6 protein-coding genes and 1 pseudogene are annotated in these 17,730 nt (G+C 73.2%); 2 read left to right on the top strand and 5 right to left on the bottom strand.

Translation table 11 applies throughout. The features are described from left to right. Positions 1–5: 5 nt before the first annotated feature. From FFT09_RS23370 to FFT09_RS23360, 3 genes and pseudogenes are all read right to left on the bottom strand, one after another. A complete protein-coding gene (locus tag FFT09_RS23370) occupies positions 6–12,845 on the bottom strand; it encodes a type I polyketide synthase (RefSeq protein ID WP_138383523.1) in 12,840 nt (4,279 codons plus the stop codon). A gap of 127 nt (positions 12,846–12,972) precedes the next feature. Further along, the gene (locus tag FFT09_RS23365) at positions 12,973–13,629 is read right to left on the bottom strand and encodes an HAD-IA family hydrolase (protein ID WP_244231425.1); all 657 of its coding nucleotides are present in this window, start codon (positions 13,627–13,629) and stop codon (positions 12,973–12,975) included. 15 nt (positions 13,630–13,644) lie between these two features. Beyond that, positions 13,645–14,712, bottom strand: a pseudogene (locus FFT09_RS23360) (Gfo/Idh/MocA family protein); the annotation flags it as partial. 195 nt (positions 14,713–14,907) lie between these two features. Between FFT09_RS23360 and FFT09_RS19095 the strand changes: the two are divergent. Both FFT09_RS19095 and FFT09_RS19090 read left to right on the top strand, forming a co-directional pair. Next, entirely contained in the window at positions 14,908–15,351 is a 444-nt protein-coding gene (locus tag FFT09_RS19095; protein WP_024875688.1) for a type II 3-dehydroquinate dehydratase, read from the top strand. After that, a complete protein-coding gene (locus FFT09_RS19090; RefSeq protein WP_138383521.1) occupies positions 15,348–16,259 on the top strand; it encodes an ROK family protein in 912 nt (303 codons plus the stop codon). Before FFT09_RS19095 ends, FFT09_RS19090 begins: the two co-directional genes overlap by 4 nt. On the opposite strand, the gene FFT09_RS19085 is transcribed toward FFT09_RS19090, so the two are convergent. Next, on the bottom strand, positions 16,256–16,906 hold the full coding sequence (locus tag FFT09_RS19085) for an NAD(P)-dependent oxidoreductase (RefSeq protein WP_138383520.1): 651 nt from the start codon (positions 16,904–16,906) through the stop codon (positions 16,256–16,258). The two genes, FFT09_RS19090 and FFT09_RS19085, sit on opposite strands and share 4 nt — an antisense overlap. A 102-nt stretch (positions 16,907–17,008) precedes the next feature. Next, a complete protein-coding gene (locus FFT09_RS19080; protein WP_081195290.1) occupies positions 17,009–17,539 on the bottom strand; it encodes a YceI family protein in 531 nt (176 codons plus the stop codon). Between the last annotated feature and the right edge of the window lie 191 nt (positions 17,540–17,730).

Genomic DNA, 17,730 nt, shown 5'->3' with positions numbered 1-17,730 from the left:
TCCTCTCACTCTGGGTCCGCCAGGCCCAGTTCGTCGTCGATGATCCCGAACAGTTCGTCGTCGCTGGCGCCGCCGAGATCGTCGGGGCTGACGTCGTCGTCCGCGGCGCCGGTGCCCGCACGCCACTTGGTGGCGAGCACGTCGAGCCGCGCGGCCACCTGCCGGTGCAGGTCGTCGTCGAGTTCGGCGCCGAGCAGCGTCTCGGCGAGCCGGTCCAGTTCGGACAGCACCGACGGCGACTCCGGGGCGAGGCGGCGCAGCACGTGGTCGGCGAGCGCACCGGGGGTCGGATAGTCGAACACGAGGGTCGCGGGCAGCGACACCTCGGTCGCCTTCGCCAGCCGGTTGCGCAGTTCGATCGCCGTCAGCGAGTCGAAGCCGAGGTCGTTGAAGGATCGGTCGGCCTCGACCGCGTCGGCGCCGTCGTGTCCGAGGACGAGGGCGGTTTCGGCGCGCACGAGTTCGAGCAGCGCCTCGGCGCGTTCGGGGGCGGGCATGGCGGTGAACCCCTTCGCCCGCGCACCGGGTTCCGGCTCGGCCCGCATCGCGGTGCTTTTCGGCCTGCGCACCAGGTCCGAGAGCAGCGGTGGCACGTCCCGCAGTTCGGCGAGGTTGAGCCTGGCCGGGACCACCACGGCGTCGGCTCGCCGCACAGACTCGCTGAACAGCTCGCCGACCTCGGGCAGTTCGAGCGCGCGCATCCCGCCCCGGTCGCCGCGTTGCCGGTCGGCATCGCCGAGTCCGCCGGTCATGCCACCGGTACCGGCGAGCAGTCCCCACGCCAGTGACACGGCGGGCAGTCCCCGCGCCGCGCGTGCCGCGGCGAGGCCGTCGAGGAACCCGTTGGCGGCGGCGTAGTTCGCCTGCCCTCCGCTGCCGAGCGTGCCGGAGGCCGACGAGCACAGCACGAACGCCGCCAGTTCGAGGTCCTTCGTCAGTTCGTGCAGGTGCCACGCGGCATCGACCTTGGGCCGGAACACGGTGTCGAGGCGTTCCGGCGACTGGCTGGACAGCACGCCGTCGTCCAGTGTCCCGGCCGCATGGACCACCGCGGTCAGTGGATGCGCGGCGGGCACGGCCGCGACAACGGCCGCGAGCGCGGCCCGGTCGGCGACGTCGCAGGCGACGACCTCGGCCTCGGCGCCGGCCGCCGCGAGGTCGGCGACCAGGGCGTCGGCGCCGTCCGCGTCCCGGCCACGCCGGGACAGCAGCACGAGCCGCGTGACGTCGTGCTCGGCGACGAGCCGCCGCGCGATGAGCCCACCGATCTCCCCGGTTCCCCCGGTGACCAGTACGGTGCCCGCCGGGTCGAGAGCACGGCTCTCGGCGCCCTCGGCCTGCCGCACCCCGGCGCGCGCGAGGCGCGGCACGAACGCCCTGCCGCCACGCAGCGCCAGTTGTGGCTCACCGGTGGCGACGGCAGCGGGCAGCACCCGGCACGACGCCTCGTCGTCGTCGGTGTCGACCAGCACGATCCTGCCGGGGTGCTCCACCTGCGCGGTCCTGACCAGTCCCCACACAGCGGTGGCGGCGGGGTCGCAGGGCTCGTCATCGAGGGTCGCCGCCGCCCGCGTCAGGATCACGAGCTTGGCTGTGTCTGTGTCTTCGTCCTCGTTCTCGTCCTCGCGCGCGAGCCATTCCTGGACGACGCCGAGTGCCCTTGCGGTCAGCTCGCGGGCACCGTCCGAGCCGTGCCGGTCCGCGCCGTCCGTGAGGTCGGCCCACGTCACCTCACCGGGGCCGCCGTCGCCCCGCAACGGCAGCGCGCGCCAGCCGAGCTCGTACACCGTGTCGCCACCGGCGGGGCGTCGCGGGATCAGTCGTTCGCGCGGCAACGGCCGGAACGCGATCGCGGCCACCGAGAGCACCGCGGCCCCCGCGCTGTCGTACGCCTCGACGGCGACCCGGTCCGGCCCGCTCGGTGTCACCGTCACCCGCAGTGCGCGGGCGCCCGCGCGGTGCAGGCTGACGCCGTGCCACGCGAACGGCACCAGCAGGTGCTCCTCCGGCGCGTTGGTCAGCGCGCCGAAGCTCGCCGCGTGCAACGCGGCATCCAGCAGCGCCGGGTGCAGGCCGAACTGCTCGGCCGAGGGGGCACCCTCGTGCGGTTCGGGCAGTTCGACCTCGGCGACGACCCCGGTTTCGGACGTCCAGACCGCGCGCAGCCCGCGAAACGCCGGACCGTAGTCGTAGCCCGCCTCCGCCATGCGCGGGTAGAACGACTCCACCGAAGCCTCGGCCGCACCGGAAGGCGGCCACGTTCCGGTCACGTGCCCCGGCAGCTCCGATGGCGCCGACAGAGCCGACAGCAGGCCGGTCGCGTGCCGCGTCCAGCCCGCGTCCACCGTCGACGCCGGGCACGAGTGAATCTGCACCGGCCGACGTCCCTGCTCGTCCAGCTCGCCGACGGCGACCTGCACGCGCACGTCGCCGTCGTCGGGCAGCGCCAGTGGCGCCTCGACGACCAGCTCCTCCAGCCTGCCGCAGCCCGCCTCGTCGCCCGCGGTGATCGCGAGTTCCACCAACGCCGTTCCGGGCACGAGGACCGTGCCGCCCACCCGGTGCTCGGCGAGCCACGGTTGCCTGCTCGCCGACAGCACACCGGTGCAGACACAGCCGCCCGTGCTCGGGACCGGCACGGCGGCGCCCAGCAACGGATGCTCCGACCCGTCGACCCCGGCTACGGTGACGTCGCCCGCCGGAAGGCCCGGTTCGAGCCAGAACCGGGTGCGCTGGAACGCGTACGTCGGCAGGTCCGTCCTGACCGGCATGCCGGCGGGAAACAGCGTGGCCCAGTCGACGGCGGCGCCCCGCACGTGAATCCCCGCGACACCGGCGAGCAGTGTGCCGGGCTCCGGCCGGTCCCGCCGCAGCACGGGCACCACCGTGGCGTCGGCCTGCTCGCCAAGGCAGTCCATGACCATCGCCGCCAACGCCCCGCCCGGCCCCAGCTCCAGGAACTTGTCGACCCCGGACTCGCGCAACGTCGACACCGCGTCGCGGAACCGCACGGCCTCGCGCGCCTGCTCGACCCAGTACTCGGCCGAGCACAGCTCGGTGTCGACCCGTGCTCCGGTGCGCGTCGACACGACCGGGATCACCGGTTCGGCGAAGGTCACACGGCGCGCGAGCGCACGGAACTCCGCCAGCATCGGTTCCATCAGCGGCGAGTGGAACGCGTGGCTCACCCGGAGGCGGGTGGTCTTGCGGCCCCGGTCGGCGAAGGTCCCCGCCAGGCGGGACACCAGTTCCTCCTCGCCGGAGACGACCACCGACGAGGGGCCGTTCACAGCGGCGAGGCTCACCTTCTCGCCGAACTCCGCCAGCAGCGGCGCGACCTCGTGCTCGCTCGCCTCGACGGCGGCCATCCCACCGCCCGAGGGCAGCGCCGCCATCAGCCGTCCGCGTGCGGCGACCAGCAGGCACGCGTCCGCCAGCGACAGCACACCGGCGACGTGCGCGGCGGCGAGTTCGCCGACCGAGTGCCCCGCCACGAAGTCCGGCCGCAGCCCCCACGACGCGAGCAGGCGGTACAGCGCCACTTCCACGGCGAACAGCGCGGGCTGGGTGTAGCCGGTATCGGCCAGCGTCTCGTCGTCGCCGCCGAGGACCACCTCCCGCAGCGGCAGGTCCAGCTCGGCGCACACCTCGTCGAACGCCTCGGCGTAGCGGGGGAACGCGTCGTACAACTCGCGCCCCATGCCCGCGTACTGCGCGCCCTGCCCGCTGAACAGGAAGGCCACCGCGCCCTCGGTCGCCGTACCGGTGACGGTCGAGGCACCGGGCTCACCCGCCGCCAGTGCCCCGAGACCGTGCCGGGCGTCCTCCATCCCGGCTGGCAGCAACACGGCGCGGTGCGCCAGCGTGGCACGGGCGGCCAGCGCACGGCCGATGTCGAGAGTGGAGCCGGTGTCCTCACCGTCGGCGAAGGCGCGGAGGCGGCTCGCCTGCGCGCGCAGCGCAGCGGAGGTCGCGGCGGAGAGCACCCACGGCACGACCGGTGGCAGCCCAACGGGCTCCGGGGGCTCCGAGAGGTGCGGGAGCTCCGTGGGCTCCGGGGCGGCTTCCTCGATGATCACGTGTGCGTTGGTGCCGCTGATCCCGAACGACGAGATGCCTGCCCTGCGAGGCCGGTCCCGCACGGTCCACTCACGCGCCTCGCTGAGCAGCCGCACGGCGCCCGCATCCCAGTCGATCTCCGGTGAGGGCCGCTCGGCGTGCAGGGTCCTCGGCATGAGCCCGTGCCGCATCGCGAGCAGCATCTTCATCACGCCCGCGACCCCGGCGGCCGCCTGTGCGTGCCCGATGTTCGATTTCAGCGAGCCGAGCCACACCGGCTGCTCCGCCGGACGGTTGTTGCCGTAGGTCGCGAGCACGGCATGCGCTTCGATGGGGTCGCCGAGCCGGGTTCCCGTGCCGTGCGCCTCGACGACGTCGACGTCCGTGGGCGACAGACCGGCCGAGCCGAGCGCGTCGCGGATGACCCGTTGCTGCGCGGGCCCGTTCGGTGCGGTCAGCCCGTTCGACGCGCCGTCGGCGTTCACGGCCGAGCCCCTGACGATGCCCAGCACCGGGTGGCCGTTGCGCCGCGCGTCGGAGAGGCGTTCGAGCAGCAGCAGTCCCACGCCTTCGGCCCAGCCCGTGCCGTCAGCGCCCGCCCCGAACGCGCGGCAGCGGCCGTCGGCCGACAGGCCGCGCTGCCGGGAGAACTCGACGAAACCGGACGGCGAGGCCATCACCGTGACGCCGCCGGCCAGCGCGAGATCGCACTCGCCGCCACGCAGCGCCTGACTGGCCAGGTGCAGCGACACCAGTGAGGACGAGCAGGCGGTGTCCACCGTGACCGCCGGGCCTTCGAAACCGAACGTGTACGCGACTCGCCCGGACAGCACGCTCGACGCGACACCGGTGACGAAGTAGCCCTCGACCTCCTGCATCGCGGGGTCCCTGCCGGAGCCGTAGTCCTGGTGGAAGGCACCCGCGAAGACGCCGGTCGCGCTGCCGCGCAACGACACCGGATCGATGCCCGCGCGCTCCAGCAGCTCCCACGCCGATTCGAGGAACAGCCGCTGCTGCGGGTCCATCGCCAGCGCCTCGCGCGGCGCGATGCCGAAGAAGGCCGCGTCGAACTCCGCGGCCCCGCCGAGGAAGCCTGCCTCCCGCGCGTACGAGGTGCCCGCGCGGTCGGGGTCGGGATGGAACAGGCTCGCGAGGTCCCAGCCGCGGTCGACGGGGAACGGGCCGATCGCGTCCCGCTCGCTCGCGACGAGTTCCCACAGCTCGTCGGGGCTGTCCGCCCCGCCCGGGAACCGCCCGCTCATCGACACGATCGCGATCGGTTCGTCACGGACGCGCGCGGGTGCGGTCGCGGCGGGCTCATCGGTGTCGGCGTGGTCCGCACCCAGCAGGTCGGCGAGCGCCTGCGCGGTCGGGTGATCGAACACGACGGTGCTCGGCAGCGGAGCGCCGGTCACCGCGATGAGACGGTTGCGGAGTTCGACGGCGGTCATGGAGTCGAACCCGAGGTCCTTGAACGCCGTGCGTGGCTCGATCGCGGCGGAGTTCGCGTGGCCGAGTACCACGGCGGCCTCATGCCGGACGAGGTCGAGCAGCACCCGTGGCCGCTCCGAGGACGGCACACCCGCGAGCCGCCGCGCCAGCTCGGTCTGCCCTTCCGGCTGCCCTTCCGCCCGGTCCGGGGCGGGTGCGGCCTGCGCCGCTTCGGGCAGTTCGCGAAGCAACGGGCTGGGCCGCGACGAGGTGAACACGGGTGCGAAGCGCGCCCAGTCGATGTCGGCGACGGTCACGCACGCGGCACCGCCGGCGACCTCGCGGGCGAGCGCCGCCACCGCGCGCTCCGGCTCCATCTCCCGCACGCCGAGCCTGGCCAGTCGCTCCGCGTTGCCGTCGACGGCGGACAGCCCCGGGCCTCCCCACGCGCCCCACGCGACCGACGTCGCCGTCCGGCCCTCGGCCCGGCGCGTCGCGGCGAGCGCGTCGAGGTAGGCGTTGGCGGCACAGTAGGCGGCCTGCCCTCCGCTGCCCCACACCCCGGCACCCGACGACACGAGGACGAACGCGTCCAGCGGCGTGTCCGCGAGCAGCTCGTCGAGGTTGCGGGCACCGGCCACCTTCGCCGAGAGCACCCCGGCGAGGTCGGCCGTGTCCGCTTCGGCGATCGCCTGGCTCTGGCCGACTCCGGCCGCATGCACGACCGCCGTGAGTGGTGGCTGCTCGGGCAGGTCCGCGAGGACGTCGGACAGGGCGGCCCGGTCGGCGACGTCGCACGCCGCGACCGTGACGGCCGTGCCGCGCTCCCGCAGCCGGGTGGCGAGTGCCGTGGTCGAGTCGGTGCCCCTGCTCAGCAGCACAAGATGCTCGGCACCGTTGTCGGCGAGCCAGCGGGCGATGCCGGAAGCGACCCCACCGCCACCGCCCGTCAGCAGGACGGTGCCGCGCGGTGTCCACTCTGTCCACTCTGTCCGCTCTGTCCGCTCGGCCTGTGCCGCCCGCGGTGCGCGGACGAGGCGACGCCCGAACGCGCCGTCGGGCCGGATCGCCACCTGGTCCTCGCCGTCCAGTCCCCCGAGGACCGTGGCGAGCCGGGAGAACACCCGGTCGTCGAGGGTTTCGGGCAGATCGACGAGACCGCCCCACCGTGCCGGGTACTCCAGCGCGGCGGCCCGGCCGAAGCCCCAGACCAGCGCACCGGCCGGGGTCTCCGCTCCTGCCAGGGTCGCCGACCACAGCGGCGCGGAGATCCCGGCCTCGTCCAGCGCGTGCAGCAACGCCTGCGTCTGCGCGAGTCCCACCGTGGCCGGGGGAAAGTCGGGATGCGCGTCCTCGTCGAGCGGGAGCAGGGACAGCACGCCGTCGAACCGGTCTCCCTCGGGCCGCAGCCGGGCGGCGATCGCCGCGCTGCCGGTCGCCACGTCCACGCGCACGACCTCGGCGCCTCGCGACCGGAGTCCGTCGAGCACGGCGGCCACGTACCCGTCGTCCGTTCGCGACTCGGGCACGACGGCCAGCCACCGGCCGGTCAGCAGCGCGTCGGCGGGGCCCGACGGCTGGCGCAGCCTGCGCCAGTCCACCGTGTAGCGCCACGGGTCGACGTCCGTCGTGGACTGCCTCGGTTCGGGCGCGAGCCAGAACCTGCTGCGCTGGAAGGCGTAGGTGGGCAGCTCGACCCGGCGAGCGGCACGGCCCGCGAAGGACGCGGCCCAGTCGACGGCGAGGCCGCGCACGTATCCCGCCGCCGCGGAGAGCAGGAACCGGCGCAGGCCGCCGTCGTCGCGGCGCAGGGTGTCGACGACCGTGGCAGGCGCCGCGGCCTGCTCCAGCGTGTCCCGCACCGCGGGTGCCAGCACGGGGTGCGGACTCACCTCGACGAAGAACCCGTAACCCTGCCCGGCGAGCGCGCTCGTCGCCTGCCACATCCGGACCGGTTCGCGGAGGTTGCGGTACCAGTAGGCGCCGTCCAGCTCCGAGCCGTCCAGCCAGCGCCCCTCCACCGTGGAGTAGAACGGCACGACGGCGCGGCGGGGGCGGACCCCGGCGAGCGAGGCGGCCAGCTCGTCGGCCACGCGCTCCACCTGCGCCGAGTGGGAGGCGTAGTCGACGGGTATCCGGCGTGCCCGGACACCGGCGTCGTTCAGTTCGGTGCGCAGTGCGTCGAGCGCGTCCGGCTCGCCGGAGATGACCACCGACGAGGGCCCGTTCACGGCGGCGATGGACATCGCCCCGTCCCAGCGGGCGGCCAGGGCCGCGACCTCGTCCTCGGGCAGCGGCACCGACACCATGCCGCCGTGCCCGGCGAGGCCGCGCGCGATCGCCTGGCTGCGCAGCACCACGACGCGGGTGGCGTCCTCCAGCGACAGCGCTCCCGCGACGCAGGCGGCGGCCAGCTCGCCCTGGGAGTGTCCGATCACGGCGTCCGGCCGCACCCCGTAGTGCTCCCACAGCCGTGCGAGCGAGACCATCACCGCGAACGACAACGGCTGCACGACGTCGACCCGTTCGAGCGAGGGTGCGGTGTCGGCCTGCCGTACGACGTCGAGCAACGACCAGTCCGCGACGGCCGCGTGGGCTCGCGCGCACTCGGCCATCGCCTCCGCGAACACGGGCGCGGTGTCGAGCAGTTCGGCTCCCATGCCCGCCCACTGGGCGCCCTGACCGGGGAAGACGAACGCGGTCCTGCCGAGCACGTCGGCACGACCGGTCACCAGTGCGGGCGCGGAGTCTCCGGTGGCGAGGCCGCGCAGTGCCGCCGCGCCGGACTCGTCGCCCGCCACCACGACCGCGCGGCACGCCATGGCCGACCGCGTGACCGCGAGCGAGAAACCGGTGTCGACCGCACCCGCCCCCGAGGGATCCGACGCGGACAGCAGGCGCACCGCCTGCCCGCGCAACGCCGCCTCGTCGGCGGCCGACAGCACCCACGGCACGACCCCGGGCTCCGGGGTCTCCTCCGGCCGCTGCTCGTCGCTGCCGGGCGCCTGTTCGAGAATCACGTGGGCGTTGGTGCCGCTGACCCCGAACGCGGAGACCGCCGCCCGGCGCGGACGATCGCGCTCGGGCCACGGCATCGCCTCCGTCAGCAGTTCCACGGCGCCAGCGGACCAGTCGATCTCCGGGTTGGGCTCGTCGACGTGCAGGGTCCTCGGCAGCATGCCGTGCCGCATGGCCTCGACCATCTTGATGATCCCGGCGACACCGGCGGCCGACTGGGTGTGCCCGATGTTGGACTTCAGCGAACCCAGCATCAGCGGTCGCTCCGGCGGCCGGTCCCTGCCGTAGGTCGCCAGCAGAGCCCGTGCCTCGATCGGATCGCCGAGGGCCGTACCCGTGCCGTGGGCCTCGACGGCGTCCACCTCGGACGGCGAGAGCCGCGCTGCGGCCAGCGCCCGCCTGATCACCTGTTCCTGCGCGGGACCGTTGGGCGCGGTCAGCCCGTTGGACGCGCCGTCGGAGTTGACCGCGGTGCCGCGCAGGACGGCGAGCACGGGATGTCCGGCCCTGCGCGCGTCGGACAGCCGCTCCAGCACCAGCACGCCGACGCCTTCGGCCCAGCCCGTGCCGTCGGCCGAGGCCGCGAACGCCTTGCAGCGGCCGTCCTCGGCCAGCGCCCGCTGCCTGCTGAACTCGACGAACACCCGGGGTGTGGCCATCACGGCGGCACCACCGGCGAGTGCCATCGAGCACTCGCCTGACCGCAGCGACTGGACGGCGAGATGCACGGCCACCAGCGACGACGAGCAGGCGGTGTCGACCGTCATCGTGGGCCCGCGCAGCCCCATGGCGTACGCGACCCGCCCGGAGGCCACGCTGCCCGCAGTGCCGATGTCGAGATAGCCCTCGCACTCGGCGGGAACCCGCTCGACGCCGCTGGCGTAGTCGTGGTGCATCAGCCCGGTGAAGACACCGACCTCCGCACCACGCAGCGACGCGGGTGCCAGGCCCGCCCGTTCGACGGCTTCCCACGACGTCTCCAGCAGCAGGCGCTGCTGCGGGTCCATGGCCAGTGCCTCGCGCGGCGAGATCCCGAACGGGGACGGGTCGAAGTCGCCCGCGTCGTAGAGAAAGCCGCCCTCGCGCGTGATCGAGGTTCCCGGCCCGTCCGAATCCGGCCGGAACAGCGTGGCGAGGTCCCACCCGCGATCGTCGGGGAAGGTCGAGATCGCGTCCGTGCCGTCCGCCACGAGCGCCCACAGCTGCTCCGGCGAGGTGACCCCGCCGGGCAACCGGCACGCCATCCCGACCACCGCGATCGGGTCGTCCGAGTCGGGTGCCGGGGCAGCGACGGGCTCGGGCACCGGCGCGGGCCCGGACGGGCCGCCGAACAGCAGGGAAGCGAGCTCGCCCGCGGCGGCGTCGGGGGTCGGATGGTCGTACGCGAGCGTGACGGGCAGGCGCAGGCCGGTGCTGTTGGTCAGGCCGTTGCGGAGCCGGACGACACCCAGCGACGTCAGGCCGAGGTCGGTGAACGCGACGCCCGGATCGATGCGATCGAGCCCGGTGACGCGAGCGGTTTCGGCGCACACGATCTCGAGCAGCTCGCGGTGGCAGTCGGGCCGCGACAGCTCCGCGAGGCGGTCCCGCAGCGCCGCTTCGGTGGTCTCGTCGGGAGTGCCCGGCTCGCTGCCCGCGTCGACGAGCCCGCGCAGGGGCGCCGCGACCTCCCCCGCCCGCAGCCCGTCGGTGTCGAGTCGCATCGCGACCAGCAGCGCGCGGTCGACGGTCAGCGCGGCGTCCAGCATCGCGAGGCCGTCCGTGGTGGGCAACGTCGCGACGCCGGGCAGAGCGGGCAGAGCCCCGGCCGTGCCGCCGGCTTCCCACGGGCCCCACGACAGCGTCAGCGCGGGCAGCCCCGCCGCCCGCCTGCGATGGGCGAGTCCGTCCAGGTACGACGCCACGGCCGCGGCGTCGTACGAGCCCGGCGCGCCGAGCACCCCGGCCGCGGGCGAGAACAGCACGAACGCCGCCAGATCCTCGGTGCCGGTCAGCTCGTGCAGGTTCCACGCGGCGGCGATGGCGTCCTCGCGCGTCGTGCCCCGGGAACCGCCGGGAGGCTCCCCGGTGTGGACCACAGCCGTCAGTGGGCGCTTGGTCGCGGCGAGTACCGAGGACAGCGCCGACCGGTCGGCCACGTCACACGCCAGCAGCGTCGCCCTCGCGCCGAGCCGGGTCAGCTCGGTGCGCAACGCGACAGCGCTCGGATCGTCCTGCCCGCCGTGACTGAGCAGCAGGAAGTGCCAGACGCCGTGACACGCGACGAGGTGACGGGCCACGACCGCGGCGACCGCGCCGTCCGCACCGGTGATGACGACGGTGCGCCGGGGGTCGAACGTGGTACCGGTGCCGTGTGCCGCCGCGCGGACCAGCTCGGGCAGCAGCACCGTGCCGGAACGCACGGCGAACTGGGTGGCACCCGCTGCGACCGCCTGCGCCAGGGCCGCGCCGGTCGCTTCGTCGTCCTCGCCGGTGTCGAGGTCGGCCAGCACCACGCGGTCCGGGAGGTCGTGCTGCACGCTGCGCGCCCAGCCCCACACTCCGGCCTCGTCGAGGTTCGGGACGTCCTCGTCGGGGCTCGCGGCGATCGCGCGTTCGGTGGCCACCACGATCCGGGTCGTCGCGGGCAGCTCACGGGCCAGCTCGAACACCTCGTGCGGCACCGTCCCCCTCGGTCGCAGGACCGCGACCTCGGGTGCCTGCTCGCTCGCGGGCGCTCCGAGGGTGGGCATCGGCACCCAGTCGAGCCGGAACAGCGAGTCGAACTGGCCACCGGCCGACGCACGCAGCCGCGCGGGTTGCTGCGTCAGGACATGGCGCATGATCTTGCCCGACGGCGTGCGAGGCACGCGGGCGATCTCGTACAGCTCCTCGGGAACCTTGAACGGCGACAGCTGTTCGTGGCAGGCGGCGAACAGCCGTGCGGGGTCCAGCCCCGAGGGACCGGGCACCAGGAACGCGACCGGAACCTCACCGAGCACCTCGTGGGGCTTGCCGACCACGGCGACGTCCGCGACGTCCGGCAGCTGCCGCAGCACGTCCTCCACCTCGCCGGGGTGGATGTTCTCCCCGCCCCGGATGATCAGTTCCTTGATCCGCCCCGTGACGGTGAAGTAACCGGCCTCGTCGCGCGTGGCGAGGTCACCCGTGCGGTACCAGCCGTCCTGCAGCACCTCGGCGGTGATCTCGGGTTGGTTGTGGTAACCGACCATCACGCTCGGACCGCGTACCCACACCTCCCCCTCGACGTCGAAGGGCACGTCGATCCCGGTTTCCGGATCGACCACGCGCACGCCGAGCCCCGGCACCGGAAGCCCGCACGAGCCCTCGCCCCCGCCGCCGCTCGGCCAGTTGATCGTGATCGACCCGCACGTCTCCGTGCTGCCGTAGGCGTCGAGCAGCGGCGCCGAGAAGACCTCCTCGAAGGACCTCCGCAGCGCCGCCGTCGTGATCGCGCCGCCGACGAGGCACATGCGCAGGTGCGGCGCGCGGAATCCGCTGTCCCGCGCGGCCCGCACGAGGTAGTGGTACATCGTGGGCACACCCGCGAGGAACGTCGCGGAGTCCTGCTCGATCGCGGCGAGCACCTCGTCGGCGGCGAACCCCTCGACGATCCTCGCGGTCGCGCCCACGGCCGTCACCGACACCACGCAGGCGATGTGCGACAAGCTGTGGAACAGCGGCAGCGGCCACACGACGCGGTCGTCGGCCGACAGGCCCGGCACCGGCACGTAGCACGCCGCGGCCGACCACAGGCAGTTGCGCTGGGTCGACAGCACGCCCTTGGGCTTGCCGGTGGTTCCCGACGTGTAGAGCATCCAGGCCACGTCGTCCAGGCCGAGATCGTCGCGCGCGGGGGTGGCTGGCTCGACGGTGGCCATCGACTCGAAGAGCTTCGTGCCGTGGGGAGCCTCGGCGGGGAGGCCCTCACCACCGGTGACCACGATGGACACGTCGGTGCGCTCGCCGAGGACGTTCGCCAGCTTGGCGACGTGGGCGGGATCGGTGACGACGACCCGCGCACCGCTGTCGTCGAGCAGGTAGGCGAGCTCGGCCTCGCTGACCCGGGGGTTGAGCGGGACGCCGATCGCGCCCGCGCGCAGGATCGCGAAGTAGCTCTCCACCATCTCGACGCGGTTGCCGAGATAGATCGCGGCGCGGTCGCCGGGCTGCAGCCGGAGCCCGACGAGGTGGCCCGCAATCCGCCGGGTCCGCCGCTCCAGCTCCGCGTAGGAGACGCTGCGCGCCCTGTCGCGGAACGCGACCTTGTCGCCCATGCGCTCGGCGTGCTCCCGCAGCAGCTCCGGCAGCGGCCTGATCAGCTCGGTACGCAGCATGCCACCACACCCGTCGATCGTGCCGTCACCTCGACTGCAGTCTGCTCGTCACCGGGCTCGGGCCTAACCCCTGCCATGCCCCTAGGACTCCCTAACTTTCGCGTTGGCGCGCGCTCGTCCGGGTCGGTCAGGCCCGCGCGGCCACGGGAGGGCAGAGCCGGAGCAGTTCCGACGGGTCGGTCAGCGCCAGGTCGGGACCGGCCGCGCGCAGCGCCGCGGCGTCCGACTCGCCCCACAGCGCGGCGACCGCTCGCACGCCCGCCCCCCGCGCGCTCTCCAGGTCGGTGACCGCGTCGCCGACCATGATCGCATCCTCGGCGCGGACGCCGAGTTTCTGCAGGGCCAGCTCGACGATGTCGGGTGCGGGCTTGGGGTGGGCCACCTCGTCGGAGCCGATCACGTAGTCGAACAACGGCAGCACCCCGAGCAGTTCGAGCAACGACCGGGCACGCGGCCCGCTCTTACCGGTGGCCACCGCCATCACGACACCACGATCGCGCAGCTCGGCCAGCAGCTCGGGTACGCCGTCGAACATCGGCACCTGCCCGGCCAGCCGGTAGCTCTCCCGGACGAACGGTTCCTCCATCTCCAGCGGCAGCCCCATGATCCGCATGATGTCCGGGAAGTACCGGCCGAGGTGCTTGTTGTACTCCGCGAACGGCGCCTCGCCCTCGCCGACGACCTCGGCGTAGGCGGTGCGGAAGGCGCGGCGCATCACGTCGGTGCTGTCGACGAGCACGCCGTCGAGATCGAACACCACGGCGCGGACGTCCTCGCCGGGCAGCTCCGCTCCCGTCCGCGCCGATTCGTAGAGCCGCTCGATGACCCCGATCGTCGCGCGCGCGTCCCGCACGGCGCGGCCTCGCGCCGCCGGGTCCGTCAGCTCGCCGACCAGTTCGTCGAGCTGGGTGTCGTACTCGCCACCGATCGTCTCCTCCGGCACGGGCACCGAGGTGGGTTCGCCGTCGCGCGTCACCGTCAGCATCGGGCCTCCCGCGCGGTTCGGACTGAAGCCGAAGGTGCAGGCCAGCCTCGCCGTGCCCGCGCTGCCGTCGATGGTGATCGTCGTCGTGTCGAGCTGCTCGTGCGAACGCCAGCTCGCGCGGATCGAGACCGAGACCCCGCCGGCGGTCACGAGGAAGCCGCGCGCCGTGTCCTCGACGTCGGCGGACTCCGCCGCCGCGGTGTCACGGCCGTTGTCACGCCACGCGGTGCCCGACGACGGGTCGTTGACGTGATCGTCGGAGATCGTTCCCACGACCTGGGCGAAGGTGGTCGGGCCGAGCAGGGTGGGCACCAGGTCCAGCAGGTGCCAGCCAAGGTCGACCAGTGCCCCGCCACCGGAGTGCTGCCGGCGCGTGAACCAGCCGCCCACGTCGGGCACGCCCCGGGCCCGAACCCACGCCAGGTCGACGTGCCGGATGCGGCCGAGCGAGCCGATCACCTCGGCCAGCGCTCGCACGTCCGAGCGGTACCTCGCGGCGCTGCCGGCGAGCAGCCGCCCACTGCCTGCCCGCTCCGCGGCGGCGAGCCGCTCGGCCTCGTCCGAGCTGAGGCAGACCGGCTTCTCCAGAAAGACCGAGATGCCCCGCTGCAGCAGGCGAGCCCCGACCTCGGCGTGGAGGCGGTTGGGCACCGCCACGATCGCGAGGTCGACCTCGGCCGGGTCCAGCGCCGCGGCGTCCTCGTAGCGTGGCACGTCGAGACCGTCCAGCTCGTCGCCCTCGGCTGGGCGGGAGTCCACGACCGCGGTGATCACGAAGCCGGGATGCGCCCGCAACCTCGGCAGCCAGATCGACTTCGCGGCCCAGCCGAGTCCGACGACCGCGGTACGCACGGGCGCAGCGGACGCACGTTCACCACTCATGATCACTACACTCCAGAGGGGACGAAGGAATCCGACGACCGCTGCCGGACCGGTCGCCGGCGACGCTACCGCCGGACCGCGCGGCCGGTTTCCCCTCAGGAACCCCTTATCTCCCCCTCACCGCACGACACCGTGCCGTGCGAGGCGCCACGCCGACTACCGTTGGCCGCACCCCGAGCTTTGTGAGGTGTACGCGTGTCCGAAATCCTGTTGCTGAACGGTCCGAACCTGGGCATCCTCGGCCGCCGCGAGCCGGAGATCTACGGCACCGACACCCTGGCCGACGTCGAGGACGCGGTCGCCGACGAGATCGCCGACCACGGCTGGAAGGTCAGGTCGGTGCAGCACGACTGCGAGGGTGAGCTCGTCCAGGCGGTGCAGAACAGCTACGACACGCTCGGGGCGATCGTGAACCCCGGTGCTCTGATGATGGCGGGGTGGAGCCTGCGCGACGCGCTCGCGTCGTATCCGAGCCCGTGGATCGAGGTCCACATCTCGAACCTGTGGGCACGCGAGCAGTTCCGGCACAACTCGATCCTCGCGCCGATCGCCGACGGGATGATCGCCGGGCTCGGCACGGCGGGCTACCGGCTCGCCGCGCGGGCGCTCGTCGAACGGCATCGAGCGAACGGGTCATGAGCGTACTCGGCATCGACATCGGCGGCACGAAGGTCGCGCTGCGCGCGGAGGCCGACGGTGTGGAGCCAAACCAGCTGACGTTTCGCTGGTCGCCCCGGGCCACGGCGTCCGACGATCTGGCGCGGCTCGCCGCAGGCGTCGCGCAGCTCGTGCGCGACCTGCCGACGGCGATCCGCTCGGTCGGTGTCGCGGTCCCCGCCACGGTGGACGAGCGGGGCAAGGTCGCCGTGTGGCCCAGCCGCCCGTCGTGGAACGGCCTGGATCTGGGAGCGGCACTGCGGTCGACGTTCCCGGACGCCGTCGTGCGCTGGGCCGACGACGGCGATCTGGCCGCCGTCGCCGAGGCCGAAGCGATCGGTGAGCGCGATCTGCTCTACGTCGGCGTCGGCACGGGGATCGGCGGCGGCATCGTCCTCGGCGGGCGGTCCGTGCCCGGTCCCGGGCGGGGTTCGTGCGAGCTGGGGCACGTCGTCGTCGACAGCGCGGGGCCGCGATGCGCATGCGGACGTACCGGATGCCTGCAGGCGATCGCGTCCGGCTCGGCGATCCTGCGCAGGGCGACGTCGGCACGTGGCCTTCCGGTGTCCTTTTCAGACCTTCGCGAAGGCGTGCTGGCAGGGAGCCCGTGGGCCGTGACCGTCGTGGACGAGTCCTGCCTCGCCCTGGCGACCGCGGTGGCGAGTGTGAACGAGCTGGTGCGGCCCGACTGCGCCGTACTCGGCGGCGGATTCGCGGCGGACCTACCGGGGTTCGTCGACGGCGTGGAGGGACACCTCCGGCGATTGGCACGCCCCGGCCATCCCGTGCCCGCGCTGCGCCCGTCCGTCCTCGGTGGACTCTCCTCGCTGCACGGGGCGATAGCCTTGGCGGCCCTGGCGGCCCCTGGCGGCGGAGCCGGAGGACGCTAGTACGCGACCGTGAACCGGCGGCCGATGTGCTGCGGATTCTCGATCTCGTCGATCAGCGCCACCGCGTAGTCCTCCGCGCTGATGTGGCTCTTGCCCGTGCCGTCGGCGACGAGGCTGTCGGTGCCGGTACGGTACCGCCCTGTCCGCGCTCCCGGCGCGATGATGACGGGCGGACTGACGCTGGTCCACCGCACGTCGGTGACGGTGCGGAGAAACGCGAGTCCGTCGCCGTGCGCGTGCATTGTCTGCAGTGCGCCTTCGGGGAGCCCGGGGAAGTCCCACACCTTCTTGCCCGGCCCGATGGCGAGGCTGCCGGCACCGCCGACCGCGACGAGCCGCGGCGCCTCAGGACCGGCCTTCCTGAGCACGTCGACGAGAGTGCGCAGCGACGGCTCGATGAGCCGGACGTGCCCGGGCCCGTCTGCGCCACCGACCGCACTCACCACGACGTCCTGCCCTTCGACGAAGGCAGCGACGCTCGCGGGATCGAGCACGTCACCGGTCAGCACAGCCGGGCTTCCACTCCGCGTGCCCAACTTGGACGGCTGGCGCACCACGGCCGTGACCTGGTGTCCCCGGTCCAACGATTCATCGAGGATTCGCGAACCGAGCACACCGTTCGCGCCGACAACACAGATTTTCGCCATTACCCCACTCCTGACGGCCGACTTCGGCCGACCGTACCGGAGCGACGCGGCACGAGACCACGGCTGCGGACCAGGATAGGGGTGTGCTCCGGCGAACCGGGGTCAGCGGCTCGCGACGATGTCCAGCACGATGTTCAGCTTACGGCCGGTCATACCCGGCGCTGTCTTGACGCCGAAGTCGAAGCGGTCGATGGTCGTGGTGGCACGGGCGGTGAGGTTCTGCTCGTCGCCGGACACCGTCGTGACGTCCAGCGTCACCGGCTGCTTGACCTCCTTGACGGTCAGCTGGCCACGAAGCGTTCCGTGATCACCGGACCACTCGAAGCTCTCGCCGACGAAGGAGAAGTGCGGATGGTTCTTGGCATCGAGGTAGTCCCCGGAACGGACGTGCTCATCGCGCTTGGCGTTGCCGCTCGAGAACGCTTCGGCCGACACCGTGGCCTCCGCAGTGGACTCTTCCACCGGATCAGCCACCGTGATCTTGCCGCCGCCGACGCCGAAGGTGCCGCGTACCCCCATGAGCCCGAACATCGCTCTGGTCTGGAACGAGATCGTCGACCGCTCGGGATCGATGGTGTAAACACCGCAGCCGATCTGCTGCCCGCCGAGGTCTCCACCGCCAACAGCACTCATTCGTGCTCACCTCCAATAGCTGGCAGCCCGGAGCATAGCATTCACGCGACCTACGGCTTGTGCGAGTCAGGCGACCCGCCCGCGACCGGCCGAACCCCTACCGGTCCCCTCAAGCCTCCCAGTATCCCAGCGACCTGGCCGCGAACCGGCGTGCTTGCCCGATGATGGATGCCGTCCCCAAGGCGAGCTGA

Source organism: Saccharomonospora piscinae (assembly GCF_005862235.1).
Lineage (GTDB): Bacteria > Actinomycetota > Actinomycetes > Mycobacteriales > Pseudonocardiaceae > Saccharomonospora > Saccharomonospora piscinae.
Note: the sequence above shows the minus strand (reverse complement) of the source record. Positions and strands in the feature narration are given on the sequence as shown.

Coding starts and splice junctions, on each gene's coding strand:
- FFT09_RS23370 (WP_138383523.1), bottom strand. CDS start 12,845: ATGCTGCGTACCGAGCTGATCAGGCCGCTGCCGGAGCTGCTGCGGGAG.
- FFT09_RS19090 (WP_138383521.1), top strand. CDS start 15,348: ATGAGCGTACTCGGCATCGACATCGGCGGCACGAAGGTCGCGCTGCGC.
- FFT09_RS19080 (WP_081195290.1), bottom strand. CDS start 17,539: ATGAGTGCTGTTGGCGGTGGAGACCTCGGCGGGCAGCAGATCGGCTGC.
- FFT09_RS19085 (WP_138383520.1), bottom strand. CDS start 16,906: ATGGCGAAAATCTGTGTTGTCGGCGCGAACGGTGTGCTCGGTTCGCGA.